Source organism: Streptomyces lincolnensis (genome assembly GCF_001685355.1).
GTDB classification, from domain to species: domain Bacteria; phylum Actinomycetota; class Actinomycetes; order Streptomycetales; family Streptomycetaceae; genus Streptomyces; species Streptomyces lincolnensis.
The window spans coordinates 458,022-470,269 of sequence record NZ_CP016438.1; the positions used below are offsets into that span (position 1 = coordinate 458,022).

The following is a 12,248-nucleotide window of genomic DNA, read 5'->3' on the forward strand; positions in this document are numbered from 1 at the left end:
CTGGAGGGACGACACAGCCGAGGGAAGGTCCCCCAGTGATCAGCATTCCGACCCACCCGCTCAACGACGGCACGACGCTCCCCGCGCTCGGCCTCGGCACCTGGCCGATGGACGACACGCAGGCCGAGCAGGCCGTGCGTGGTGCCCTGGACCTGGGCTACCGCCTGGTGGACACGGCGACGAACTACCGCAACGAGACCGGCGTCGGCCGCGGCGTGGCCGGCAGCGACGTGCCCCGCGAGGAGATCGTCGTGACGACGAAGCTTCCCGGCCGGCACCACGGCTACGAGGAGACCCTCGCCTCCTTCGAGGAATCCCGCACCCGGCTGGGCCTGGAGTACGTGGATCTGTATCTGATCCACTGGCCGCTCCCCCGGGTCGACAAGTACGTCGACTCGTGGAAGGCCATGATCAAGCTCCGTGAGGACGGCCTGGTGCGGTCGATCGGTGTCTCCAACTTCACCGTCGCGCACATCGAACGGCTGGAGAAGGAGACCGGCGTCCTGCCCTCGGTCAACCAGATCGAACTGCATCCCCTCCTCCCGCAGGACGAACTGCGTGCCCACCACGCCGGCAAGGGCATCGTCACCGAGAGCTGGAGTCCCCTCGGCCGCGGCTCGGACCTGCTCCGGGACCCGGCCGTGCGCCATGTCGCCGACGCGCACGGCGTCACGCCCGGCCAGGTGATCCTGCGCTGGCACCTCCAGGTCGGCGCCGTACCGATCCCGAAGTCCGGGGACCCGGAGCGGCAGCGCGCGAACCTCGACGTCTTCGGCTTCGAACTGGACCCGGCCCAGATGGCGGCGATCGGCGACCGCGCCCAACGGCGTCTCGGCGGGGACCCGGAGACGCACGAGGAGTTCTGATCCGCCGCAGGGGTACCCGGGACCGGCGAGGCGAACGGGTTCGCGGGAAGGAGCCGCAGGTGAAGGAGCGACTGCGGGACTACCACGGCAAGCGGGACTTCGACCGGACCCGCGAGCCCGAGGGGCGCGCGGGGGCCGCGGGTGCGGAGCCCCGGTTCGTCGTGCAGATCCATGACGCGAGCACGATGCACTTCGACTTCCGCCTTCAGGTCGGCGACGTCCTGAAGTCCTGGTCGGTCCCGAAGGGCCCCTCCGGCATCCCCAAGGACAAGCGGCTGGCCGTACCGACCGAGGACCACCCCCTGGAGTACGAGGAGTTCGAGGGGGTGATCCCGGAGGGCCAGTACGGCGGCGGGACGGTGATCGTCTGGGATCACGGCACGTACGAGCCGCTCAGCCACGACCGCGAAGGGCGGTCGGTGGACTTCGCTGAGTCGATCGAGCACGGCCACGCCACGTTCCGCCTGCACGGCTCCAAGCTGCACGGCACATACGCCCTGACCCGCTTCCGCGGCGACGAGGACGAGTCCTGGCTGCTGGTGAAGAAGGCCGAGGGGCGCGCCGGCGGGCACGGCGCCCCCGACCCACGGCGGGCCCGGTCCGTGCGCTCGGGCCGCACGCTCTCCCAGGTCGCGGCGGACGACCGTGAGAAGTGACCGCGTCGGTAGCGAACAATCTCCCGGCGGCGGACCTTGCAAGGGGCCTGACCCAGGTGCGTTCAGCGCGGCTGACGGCACTGGCAGGAGAGAGAGCAGCGACATGAAGTTCACCCCCTATGGCTCGACACCGCTCCCCAGGGTCCGGACCGGTCCCGGACCCAGATCGGCGGGAGCGTCGACGTGGCGATCATCGGGGCCGCCCTGACCGGCCTCTCGGCGGCACTGCACCTGGCGCGCGAGGGTGCCTCCGTGCATGTCTTCGAGAAGGACACGGTCGGCTTCGGCGCGTCCGGACGCAACGGCGGTATGGCCACCACGGGCTTGTCAATCGGGTTCCGTGACGCGGTCCCCCGCTACGGCTTCGATACCGCCAAGCGGTATCTGATGGCCTACCACGACGCGGTCGACACCCTTGAGAAGCTCGTCACTGACGAGAACATCGACTGCGACTTCGCCCGCACGGGCAAGCTGAACCTGGCCTCCAGGCCGGCGCACTTCGACGGTCTGCGCAGGACCCACGAGATCATGTCCGGCCGGCTGGGGTTGGAGACCCGCCTGGTCTCCAAGAGCGAACTCCGCTCCGAGATCGGCTCCGACCTCTACCACGGCGCGATGGTCGAGGCCAGGAGTGCCGGGCTGCACGTCGGCAAGTTCACCACCGAGGTCTTCCCGCAGCTCACGCAAGCGCGCGTCGACTACTGCTGGGGCGGCCTGGTCGACATGTCCCCTCCTGGCCGATCCAGCCGGAATGTATGCCGGGAACTGCCCGGCCCGGTGACGCCGCGGTCCAGCATCATGGCCGTCGTCGAGGATGTACGCCTTGGTGAGGAGATCACTGATGGCGTTGACCGCTGCGGAGATCGCCGATATTCGGCGCTACGCCCGGGAACTGGCCGACCAGGCGCCCCCGCTCGCCCCCGAGCAGCGGGACCGCCCAAAAGCCCTGCTCCGGCGCAAGCCGACCGAGTCGAAGCCGATCGCCGCCCAAGGCCCTGTTACGCAGAAGCGGTCCGCCGGACGAGCCGACGAACCGCGGTCCCCACCGGGGCAGGTCAGACGCTGCCGGCGGCAACGACCTTCCGGAGTTCCTCACCGTCGTAGATGACCTCGGCGCGGACGAGGACACCGTCCTCGACGGTGAGCAGTTCGGCCGCGTTGGTGGTTCCGCTCACCTGGGGCAGGTTCCACCGCACGATCGAGCACACCAGGTCTCCGTCGGTGAACTGGTGGCGGACGGAGAAGTCCTGAGCGATCGGCCCGAACTGCGCCGCCATGGCGCGAAAGTCCGCCGCGGAATCAAAGGAACCCACCGGGCCGACGAATACGAAATCGTCGGCAAGGGGCACGTCGGCCATGTCGCCGTCGAGATTGATCCACGCGTCGTAGTAACGCTGTACGGCATCCATCGTCGTCATACGTCGAACTCCTCTGCCAGTTCACTGCTGCACGAATGTGGCGGGAATCGACGCGATGATTCACTGGATGATGCGCTCGATCAATTCCCGCAGGACCGGGTCGGCACCCACCCTGTCAAAAGCAGCGGCAAGTGTCTGCAAATAGACGGGTGTCGCTTCCTTCAGTGTCTCCCGGCCGGTTTCCGTAATGCTGGTGAAAACGCCGCGCCGGTCGCGCTCGTTGAGACTGCGCTCCGCGAGCCCCTGCCGCTCCAGTCGGGCGACCAGACGGCTGACGGAACTCTGGTTGAGACCGATCGCCTCAGCGAGCGCCTGCATGCGCAGGCCCGCGGGTCCGGGCGCCTCGGCGAGCGCTTCCAGTGCGCTGTACTCCGTGAGCGACAGCCCGAAGCGGTCCTGCAGGGCTCGTTCCACCAACTCGGACACCTGCGCGTGCAGCGCGACGAGTTGGTTCCATGTGCCCTGCTCTCGCTCACTGGCGTGACGCTCACTCATGGCACGCTTCACCGCCACCAACCTCCCAACGCCCGAGGGGGAGCCCGCGGCCGAGAAACCAATATCACCCGTACATATAGCAAGGCCGCGCTGGGCATGTAAAGATTCGCGCATTCATTGCACGGGTCTGTACTACCCATCTACGTTACCCCAGGTGAGCGAGCGATGATTTCGAACCGGTGGGCCGCTTCGCGCCGCACGCTCTCCTCCAGCCGCCGTATGAGGGCCAGGTAGGAGCGGGCCGGACCGGCACCGAGTGCCGTGTGCAGGGAGTCCTGGACCAGATGCGCCGTCTCGGCGAGCGCTCCGTAGTGCCCCCGTTCGACGGGGAACCTGGCCATCCGTTCGATGACGAAGCCGGCGCTTTCCAGTTCCTCGGTCCACTGTCTGGAGACCGGCTCCCCCGCCCCCTCCGCCACCGCTATGTCGGTGCCGGTGACGACGACGGCCCCGGATTCGGGTTCGATGACACGGCGCCAGACCTGGGCCGTGGTGGAGATCGCGGTCGGCGGTGCGCAGTCCAGCGCCACCACCGCGTCGAACACCTCGGCGGGCGGGGCGGTCCCGTCCTCGCCGTCGTTCTTGTGCGCGGCGCGTAGCTGGAATTCCTCCGACTGCGGCGCGTCACACTCGGGCAGGTGGTCGCCGATATGCAGAACCCGCTGCCCTGGGCGTATGCCGGCGCGGGCCAGCAGTCGGCGCACCTGGCCTGTTCTTGATTCACCCTTCGGCCAGGATGAATGGCTGACATCCGGATCTTTGGGATCCCGGACGGAACCCCGATGTGTGGGCTGTCGTGCGGACATGGACACCCCGTCCCCCCGTTCGGATCTGCGGCCGATGCGCTCCGCTTCCCTGAATCTCTGCCCAACTGTACTTCAACGACCTTGAAACAGACGGAGTTGACCTACAAGCGATCATTATTTGGCGTGCCGATGGATCGGTATTCAGTCACATGCGGATCAGAATTCCGCCATCATTTCGTCGGCGAAGCACTCCACCGCTTCACGGGTCTGATCGGCATTCAACCGGGGGTCACAGGCGGTGAGATAGCGATCGGGCACCTGGCTCTCCAGGGTGCCGCAGCGTCCTCCCACACACTCGGTGACCCCGTCGGCCGTGGCCTCCAGATGGAGCCCGCCGGGTCGGCCCCCGCCGCGCCGGACGGCCCTGGTGAACCCGCGGATCTCGCCGAGTACGGCGCTCATGTGGCGCGTCTTCAACCCGCTGCGCGAGCGGACGGTGTTGCCGTGCATGGGGTCGCACAGCCAGATGGCTGGATGTCCCGCCTGGCGCAGTGCTTCCACCAACCCCGGCAGTCCCTCCTCCACGCGGTCCGCCCCCATCCGTGCGATCAGGACGAGCCTGCCGGGCCGCCGGTCGGGGTCGAGGACCTGGGCGAGCCGGACGATGTCGCGGGGCGTCGTCGTCGGCCCCACCTTGGATCCGACGGCGTTGGCCACCCCGGCGAGAAAGCGCACATGGGCGCTGTCCGGATGCCGGGTGCGCTCGCCCACCCACGGGAAGTGCGTGGAGCAGAGCACCCACCCGCCGTTCCTGTCATCCCACCTGGTCAGCGGCTCCTCGTAGTCGAGGACCAGCGCCTCGTGACTGGTCCACAGCGCGGGACGGCCGCCCTCGCCGGACTCCCGCAGCAGGGACAGGGTGCGCGCGGCGTGCTCGTATCCCCACAGCAGCCTGCGCGGCTCCGGGCGCCGGGACAGTTCGTCGGGCCGGCAGTCATTGACCAGGTCCCCGCGGAAGGCGGGCAGCCGGACACCGTCCACGTCCTCCGTGAGGGACGACCGGGGCTTGGCGAACTGGCCCGCGATACGTCCGACGGCGATCACCGGTGTGCGCAGCCGGTCCCCGACGATCCCCGCCGCCTCCCGGGAGAGCGCCACGGCTCCCGCGATGTCGGCCCGCGCGGGAAGAGCGAACGTCTCGGCGCAGTCCCCCATCTGCAGCACCAGGGCGCGCCCCTCGGCGACGTCGGCCAGCTGCCGCCGTAGCGCGAGGACCTCCTCCGGAGCCACCAGCGGCGCCCGCCGCAGGAGTTGCGCCCGGATTCCTCGCAGGCCGACGCTCTCCGGCCAGCCGGGGGGCTGCAGCGCCCGGAACTGCCGCCAACGCGCCGGATGCCAGGAGGCCCGGGTGCCGTCCGGGTGGGAGACGACTTCTGTCCGCATCGCTCAACTACCTCTCCGACTGTGCCAGTTCAGTTCTCTGGGCTGCCGTCAGCCATTCTAGACCCATACAATGTATGCATGAGTCTAGACTCTCGCAGTACCATGAACGGCGACGAGACAGACGGGGGTGGAAACATGGGGCTGCCCGAACACGATCCGCACGACCCGGTGGAGAGCGCCGTGATCGCCCGGCTCTCCGGCAACTGGCACCGGCGCGCCGCGGTCAAACGGCCCGAACCGGATCTGGACGATCTCTTCGAGCCTGAACGGCCCGACTATCCCGAACGACTGCTGCCCTTCCACGACCACCCGACGTACCGCGCACTGGACGACGAGTCGAAGGCGAAGCTGCGCGCCTGGGGCTGGGTCGCGTTCAACAAGAACGTGATGGACATCGAGCAGCAAGTGGTGAACCCGGGGTTCGCCCTGATCGCCACCGACGCGTTCGACACGGGTCTCGGCGAGCCCATGGCGATCGCGGTGACCCAGGCCATGGTGGACGAGCAGTACCACACGCTGATGCACCTCAACGCGAGCGCGGTGACCCGGCGCAGGCGCGGCTGGCGGATGCCCGAATCCGCGCTGCCGCTCGGCCACAAGGCGCGCCGCTACCGGCAGCGGATGGAGAAGGCCTCGCAGGCCGGGCACCGCGAGATCGACACCCTGGCCTACACGACGGTCGCCGAGATATCGATCAACGCGTATCTCGACCTCATCGCCGACAGCGACGACATCCAGCCGATCAACCGGGCGACCGCGGATCTGCACAACCGCGACGAGTACTGCCACTCCTCCATCGCGGACGAGATCGCCAAGTCCGCCTACAGCCGCTTCGGCGGTGAACAGCGCGGGTTCTTCCTCGAAGCCCTCGCCGACGGCATGGAGGCCTTCGCGGCCAACGACTTCACGACCTGGCACCGGATCGTCGAGCTGGTCGGCGTGCCCGGCGGACGGCAGATGGTGCTGGACGTCGAGCACGACGCGGCCCGCCGCCGTCTGCTCCAGGACTTCGGCGCCCTGCACCGGCTCTGCGCGGACATGGAGGTGCTCGACCGGCTTCCCTTCGACTGGTCCACGGTCAGGACCGGCTGACCGCACCCGGTGCCCGCACACCCACAGGTGACCGTTTCTACCCTCCGAGGGGCCCATGCGCACACTGCTGATCGACAACTACGACTCCTACACCTACAACCTCCATCAGCTGCTCGCCGAGGTGTACGGCAGTGAGCCGACCGTGGTGCGCAATGACGACCCGGACTGGGATCGGCTCGACCTGGACGACTTCGACGGCGTGGTCATCTCCCCGGGCCCCGGCCGGCCCGACCGGCACCGCGACTTCGGCCACTCCCGTGACGCCCTGCTGCGCCGCCCGGCGCTGCCCGTCCTCGGGGTGTGCCTCGGCCATCAGGGCATCGGCCTGCTGGCCGGGGCGCAGGTGCGCAGCGCGCCGCAGCCGCGGCACGGCCACCTCACCACCGTCGACCACACCGGCGAGGGCCTGTTCGCCGGGATTCCGGACCGGTTCACCGCTGTGCGGTACCACTCGCTGTGCGTCGCCGAGCCGCTGCCCGAGGAGCTGGAGGCGATCGCGTGGGCGGAGGACGGCGTGATCATGGGGCTGCGCCATCGCGACCTGCCGCGCTGGGGAGTGCAGTTCCACCCGGAGTCGATCTGCACGGAGTACGGTGCCGAGCTGGTGGCCAACTTCCGTGAACTGGCCCTCGGTTCGGCGCACCGCCCGTCCGTCGCCACGTCCCGGTCACAGGCGGGGCAGGCCGGCGCCCGGTCCGCCGGCCAGGCTTCCGTGCCGGGCCCGGCATCCCGGCCCCGGCCGCACGTCGTCGAACTGCGGGCGCACGTACGCCGTATCGAACGGCCGACGGACACCGAGGCCGCCTTCCACACGCTGCACGGTGCGAGCGACCGGGCGTTCTGGCTGGACAGCGCGCTGGTCGAGGAAGGCCTGTCGCGGTTCTCCTTCCTGGGCGACGCCGAGGGACCCGGCGGCGAGGTCCTCACCTACCGGGTGGGGGACAACGCGGTGATCGTCGAACCCTCGGGCGGCATCCCCTATCTCGAGACGGGAGGCATCTTCGAGGTGCTTCGCGACCGGCTGGAGACGCGGGTGAGCGGGGCTGAGGAGCTGCCGTTCGACTTCACCGGAGGCTACGTCGGGTACTTCGGCTACGAGCTGAAGGCCGAGACCGGCTCCACCGCGACCCACCGGGCGCCCACCCCCGATGCCGTATGGCTGCGGGTCAACCGCTTCCTCGCCGTCGACCATCTGGAGGGACGGACGTACGTGGTGGCGGTGGCCGAGCCCGGACAGTCAGCCTCCGCGCAGGAGTGGGTGGACCGCACCGCCGCGCGGCTGGAGGAGTTGCCCGACCTGGCGCCGGACACGGAGACGGCGGCGCGGGCGACGAGCGTGGACGCCGCACGCCGCCTGGTACGGCCACGCGACCGGTACCAGGCCGACATCGCGGAGTGCCGGCGTCAGCTCCAGGCGGGCGAGAGCTACGAGATATGCCTCACCAACAGCCTGAGGCTGCCCGCACCCCCCGACGATCTCGCCTACTACCGCAGGCTCCGGCGCCTGAACGCGGCGCCCTACTCCGCCCTGCTCCGCCTGGGCGAACTCACCGTCTTCAGCTCCTCCCCCGAGCGGTTCCTCCGTATCGACAAGGACCGCACCGTGGAGAGCAAGCCCATCAAGGGCACCACGCGGCGCAGCTCCGACCCGCAGCTCGACGGGGAACTGCGCGACTCGCTGCTGAACGACGCCAAGACCCGCGCCGAGAACCTGATGATCGTCGACCTACTGCGCAACGATCTCGGCCAGGTCTGCGAGATCGGCAGCGTCAGCGTGCCGAGGTTCATGGCGACCGAGTCGTACGCAACGGTGCACCAGCTGGTCTCCACCGTCCGGGGAACGCTGCGCAAGGACACCACCGTCATCGACTGCGTCCGGGCCTGCTTCCCCGGCGGCTCGATGACCGGGGCGCCGAAGCTGCGCACCCTGGAGATCATCGACAGGCTGGAGGAGCAGGCCCGGGGTGTCTACTCGGGAACCCTCGGCTACCTCGGCTTCTCCGGGACCGCCGACCTCAACATCGTCATCCGCACCGCCGTGCGGTGGCGGGACGGGCTCACGATCGGTGCGGGCGGCGCCATCGTGCTCGACTCGGATCCCCAGGCCGAATACGACGAGATGCTCCTGAAGGCCGAGGCCCCCCTGCGGGCACTGCCGGCGCCCGTCCGCGACACTCCCCAGGTTCCGTCCCCGGGCTTCGCCGACGACAGCCGATAGCCTGACGTGCCGGGGCCCGGTGCCCCGGCACGCAGGACGGAGAGACGACCGTGTCGGAGGTGTCGGAGGTGGCGGTGTTCGCGGACGAGCAGATCGAGTTGTTGGCCGCATCGGGCTGGAACACCTGTGGGTCCGTCCGCGAGGGCCTGCTCAGAGCCGGACTTCCCGCCCCGACGGCCGGGTATCTCAAGAAGGCGGTTCCCGCCGCACGTTGGGAGCGGGCCCGGCGGGCCACCGAGGCGCTGCGCGAGCAGTTCCAGGAGGCGCGCTTCGCCGATGAGGCCACCTTCGGTGTGCTGCTGGTGCCGGACCCGGACAAGCTCGACACACGCGGCGCCGTCGATCCCGCCATCCGTGCGGACCAACTCGGCAAGCCCACCCCGGACGTCGTGGACAAGTCCCTGCCGGCCGGTGCGCTGCCGGTGGGGCCCGGCACCGACTGGACGCTGGTGGCCACGATCACCGGCCCGGCCGGGCTGCACTTCGGCAGCTACCAGGACATCCGTGACGAGTACGACGGGAAGACGTTCGAGGTCGACGACGTCGACACCCGGGACCTCATGGTGCGTCAGCTCTGGGGGGCCCGCGTGCTGCAGTCCGGCCGTGAACTGCCGGACTGCGAGGAGGGCGGCGGATGGACGTTCACGCTCTTCCCCGGTGAAGGCCTGGTCGGTGGCCGGGCGGTCTCCGGGACGGTGCTCCACGGCAAGGTCCGCTTCCGGCTGGGCAAGCCCGACCGAGGCATCGCGGTGGTACGGGTGTGTCCCGCGCTGGTGATCCCCTGACACCGCTGCGCACACCCGGATGACTCGCTCCGTACACCCGGCTGACACCGCTGCGCACACCCGGTTCCGGCTCCGGCTCCGACACCGGCCCGAAGCGAGTCCGTCCCGTCAGGGCGTAATGCCGCGGCCCGCGTCGGCGACCACCGGTGCGGCGGTCTCGTCCAGCACGCGGTTCCACTCCTCCACCCGCCGGGACGCACCCGCTTCGACGCCGGCCGGCAGACCGGTCCAGGCCGTCACCGGACGGATACCGTGCAGCGCGTTGACCGCCCACACCTCCAGACCGTCCAGTTCGTACGGGGTCGGCCGCTCCAGGGCCACGTCGACTCCCGCGTCGGATGCGGCCCGCAGCAGCAGGGCGCGGGTCACGCTCGCCAGGGCGTCCGGGCCCTCGGGGACCGCGCACAGGGTGTCTCCCCGCCACCACAGCAGGCTGGTGGTGGAGCCCTCCCGGATCCGGCCGTCCGGGGCCAGGATCAGCGCTTCGTCGGCGCCCGCGTCGAGGGCCTGTTGCCGCAGCAGGGTGAGGTGAGCGAGGTCGGCTCCTTTGACCGAGGGCCGGATCCGCCGGTCCGGGTGCGGCGACGTCCACAGACGCACGCGCTCACCGCGCGGCGGGGCGGGCCTCATCCACAGCTGAAAGCACAAGACTCCGCCGGCCAGGACGAGTTCCACCCGGGGGAACCAGCGCCCCTGCCGCGGGAGACGCTCGACGGCCGCGCCGAGGAACGCCGTGGTCCGCCGCGCCGGAATCGCGCGGAGCGCGGCGCAGGCGGAGATGAAGCGCTCGGCGTGGGCGTCCAGGGCCTTGACCCTGCCCTCGTCCACCAGCCACGAGTCCATGGCCAGCAGCGTGGTGGGCTCCTCCCCCGGTCCGAAGCCGCGTTCGGGGTCCACCCAGCGCAGTCGTGTCCCGGCCTGGACGCCGGCCATCAGCCGCAGCCGCCTGCGTGTCCGTAGTCGCTCGACCGGGCAGCCGTAACGGCTTCCGGGTCGGGTGACACCGTGCGCTCGGAGGGAGTACGGCCGCCCTGGCCGGCGTCGAGTGAGGCGACGAAGTCGGCGAGCCGGTCGACGCCCCAGAACTTCTGGCGTCCGTTCAGGAAGAACGGCACGCCGAAGACGCCGTCCTGGTCGATGTCCAGGAGTGCCTGCACGCCCCTCGCGCGGATGTGTTCGTCGTCCGGGGCTTGCGCGGCGGCCTCGGAGACCCCGGCTTCGGCCGCCAGCTTCGCGACCGTCTCCCGGTCCGAGATGTCCAGGCCCTCCTGCCAGCGCGCACGCTGGACGCGGTCGATGAACTCCATCCCCCGGCCCTCGTCCGCGGCCACCAGGTAGGCGAGATGGGAGACCTCCCACCAGGCGTCACGATCGTCCGGCCAGGTGACCGTCAGCCCGCGCCGCGCGGCGAGCCGCCGTACGTCGCCCAGCATGTAGAGGTGCTTCTCGCGGGACATCGGCACGTAGATGAACCGGCCGTCCGCTTCCTTCAGCGCTTGTTCGCTGTGTTCGTCCGGTTCCCAGAAGGGCCGCCACTCCGCCGCCCGGACCACGTCCGGGTGCTCGTGGAACAGATCGTGGAGCGCGAGCCAGGAGTAGGGACTGCGGAAGGAGAAGTAGATCCGGGGACGGCGGGGTCGCGCCATGGTGTGCTCTCCTCGGGCTGCTCAGATGGTGATGCCGCCGTCGACCTGGACGACGGCGCCGGTGATGTAGGAGGCCCGCGGCGAGGCAAGGAAGGCGACGAGATCCGCCACCTCCTCGGCGCCGCCGAACCGGCCCAGCGGAATGCGGTCGACCGCGTCCCGCTGCCGGCGCTCCCCGAGCCCGGCGGTCATGTCGGTCTCGATGAAGCCGGGGGCGATCACGTTCGCGCGGACACCGTAGGCACCCGCTTCCTTGGCGAGCGCGCGGGTGAAGCCGATGATCCCGGCCTTGGAGGCGGAGTAGTTGGTCTGCCGGGGATTGCCGTAGACCCCCGAGACGGACGAGAGGTTGAGGACGACTCCGCGCTTGCGCTTCATCATCGGCAGGATGACGGCGTGGCACACGTTGTACATACCGTCGAGGTTGACCCGCAGGACGCTGTGCCAATCCTCGTCGGTCATGGTCACCAGCGGCTTGTCCCGGGTGATGCCGGCCGAGGTCACCAGCACGTCGATGGGCCCGAGTTGCTCCTCCGTGGCCTGGACGAGCCCGCGCACGGCCTCCGGGTCCGTCACATCGGCTTCCCGGGTCAGCACCTGGGCCCCAAGTTCCTTGGCCTCCCGCTCGACCTCCCGCGCCGCCTCGGAGCGCGACCGGTAGCAGAAGCTCACGTCGTGGCCGTCCTCGGCGAGCTTTCGTACGACGGCTCGCCCGATGCCCCGGGAGCCCCCGGTCACGAGGGCCACAGGCCTTCGGCCGCTCTCCATTGCGTACCCCTTTCAGTGCCAGTTCGGCGTGGTGCGGTGCTGGTCCGGCGTGGTTGAGTGCTGGTCCGGCGTGGTTGAGTGCTGGTCCGGCGTGGTTGAGTGCTGATTCGACTGC

Annotated in this window: 13 protein-coding genes; 6 read left to right on the forward strand and 7 right to left on the reverse strand. The window is 69.9% G+C overall.

Features of this window, described 5'->3' with window-relative positions:
• The first annotated feature begins 35 nt into the window (after nucleotides 1-35).
• From SLINC_RS02070 to SLINC_RS49115, 3 genes are all read left to right on the forward strand, one after another.
• A complete protein-coding gene (locus SLINC_RS02070; protein ID WP_067425982.1) occupies nucleotides 36-866 on the forward strand; it encodes an aldo/keto reductase in 831 nt (276 codons plus the stop codon).
• A gap of 59 nt (nucleotides 867-925) precedes the next feature.
• The gene (locus SLINC_RS02075; RefSeq protein ID WP_067425985.1) at nucleotides 926-1,522 is read left to right on the forward strand and encodes a DNA polymerase ligase N-terminal domain-containing protein; all 597 of its coding nucleotides are present in this window, start codon (nucleotides 926-928) and stop codon (nucleotides 1,520-1,522) included.
• Nucleotides 1,523-1,705: 183 nt separating this feature from the next.
• On the forward strand, nucleotides 1,706-2,626 hold the full coding sequence (locus SLINC_RS49115; RefSeq protein ID WP_225988212.1) for an FAD-dependent oxidoreductase: 921 nt from the start codon (nucleotides 1,706-1,708) through the stop codon (nucleotides 2,624-2,626).
• Here SLINC_RS49115 and SLINC_RS02085 read toward each other — a convergent pair.
• The 4 genes from SLINC_RS02085 to SLINC_RS02100 form a co-directional block, all read right to left on the reverse strand.
• The gene (locus SLINC_RS02085; RefSeq protein WP_067425988.1) at nucleotides 2,578-2,940 is read right to left on the reverse strand and encodes a nuclear transport factor 2 family protein; all 363 of its coding nucleotides are present in this window, start codon (nucleotides 2,938-2,940) and stop codon (nucleotides 2,578-2,580) included. The two genes, SLINC_RS49115 and SLINC_RS02085, sit on opposite strands and share 49 nt — an antisense overlap.
• 60 nt (nucleotides 2,941-3,000) lie before the next feature.
• A complete protein-coding gene (locus SLINC_RS02090) occupies nucleotides 3,001-3,435 on the reverse strand; it encodes a MarR family winged helix-turn-helix transcriptional regulator (RefSeq protein ID WP_067425991.1) in 435 nt (144 codons plus the stop codon).
• Between the two features lie 140 nt (nucleotides 3,436-3,575).
• The gene (locus SLINC_RS02095; protein ID WP_067425993.1) at nucleotides 3,576-4,139 is read right to left on the reverse strand and encodes a hypothetical protein; all 564 of its coding nucleotides are present in this window, start codon (nucleotides 4,137-4,139) and stop codon (nucleotides 3,576-3,578) included.
• Between the two features lie 258 nt (nucleotides 4,140-4,397).
• Nucleotides 4,398-5,624, reverse strand: a complete 1,227-nt coding sequence (locus SLINC_RS02100; RefSeq protein ID WP_079164367.1) for a 3-deoxy-7-phosphoheptulonate synthase — start codon at nucleotides 5,622-5,624, stop codon at nucleotides 4,398-4,400.
• 78 nt (nucleotides 5,625-5,702) lie between these two features.
• Between SLINC_RS02100 and SLINC_RS02105 the strand changes: the two genes are divergently transcribed.
• From SLINC_RS02105 to SLINC_RS02115, 3 genes are read left to right on the forward strand one after another with little or no spacing between them, the layout of a single operon-like run.
• Nucleotides 5,703-6,716 carry an AurF N-oxygenase family protein gene (locus SLINC_RS02105; protein ID WP_225988213.1) on the forward strand — a complete coding sequence of 338 codons (1,014 nt, stop codon included), beginning with the start codon at nucleotides 5,703-5,705 and terminating at the stop codon, nucleotides 6,714-6,716.
• Between the two features lie 55 nt (nucleotides 6,717-6,771).
• Nucleotides 6,772-8,934, forward strand: a complete 2,163-nt coding sequence (pabB, locus tag SLINC_RS02110; protein WP_067425997.1) for an aminodeoxychorismate synthase component I — start codon at nucleotides 6,772-6,774, stop codon at nucleotides 8,932-8,934.
• Between the two features lie 50 nt (nucleotides 8,935-8,984).
• On the forward strand, nucleotides 8,985-9,719 hold the full coding sequence (locus SLINC_RS02115) for a hypothetical protein (protein ID WP_107406539.1): 735 nt from the start codon (nucleotides 8,985-8,987) through the stop codon (nucleotides 9,717-9,719).
• 108 nt (nucleotides 9,720-9,827) lie between these two features.
• Here the strand turns inward: SLINC_RS02115 and SLINC_RS02120 are convergent, their stop codons facing one another.
• The 3 genes from SLINC_RS02120 to fabG are packed head-to-tail and all read right to left on the reverse strand — an operon-like array spanning nucleotide 9,828 to nucleotide 12,133.
• The gene (locus tag SLINC_RS02120) at nucleotides 9,828-10,652 is read right to left on the reverse strand and encodes an aminotransferase class IV (protein WP_067425999.1); all 825 of its coding nucleotides are present in this window, start codon (nucleotides 10,650-10,652) and stop codon (nucleotides 9,828-9,830) included.
• Nucleotides 10,652-11,365 (reverse strand): 2-hydroxychromene-2-carboxylate isomerase, encoded by a 714-nt coding sequence (locus tag SLINC_RS02125; RefSeq protein ID WP_067426002.1) that lies wholly within the window; start codon nucleotides 11,363-11,365, stop codon nucleotides 10,652-10,654. Before SLINC_RS02125 ends, SLINC_RS02120 begins: the two co-directional genes overlap by 1 nt.
• 21 nt (nucleotides 11,366-11,386) lie before the next feature.
• Nucleotides 11,387-12,133, reverse strand: a complete 747-nt coding sequence (gene fabG / locus SLINC_RS02130; protein ID WP_067426004.1) for a 3-oxoacyl-[acyl-carrier-protein] reductase — start codon at nucleotides 12,131-12,133, stop codon at nucleotides 11,387-11,389.
• Between the last annotated feature and the right edge of the window lie 115 nt (nucleotides 12,134-12,248).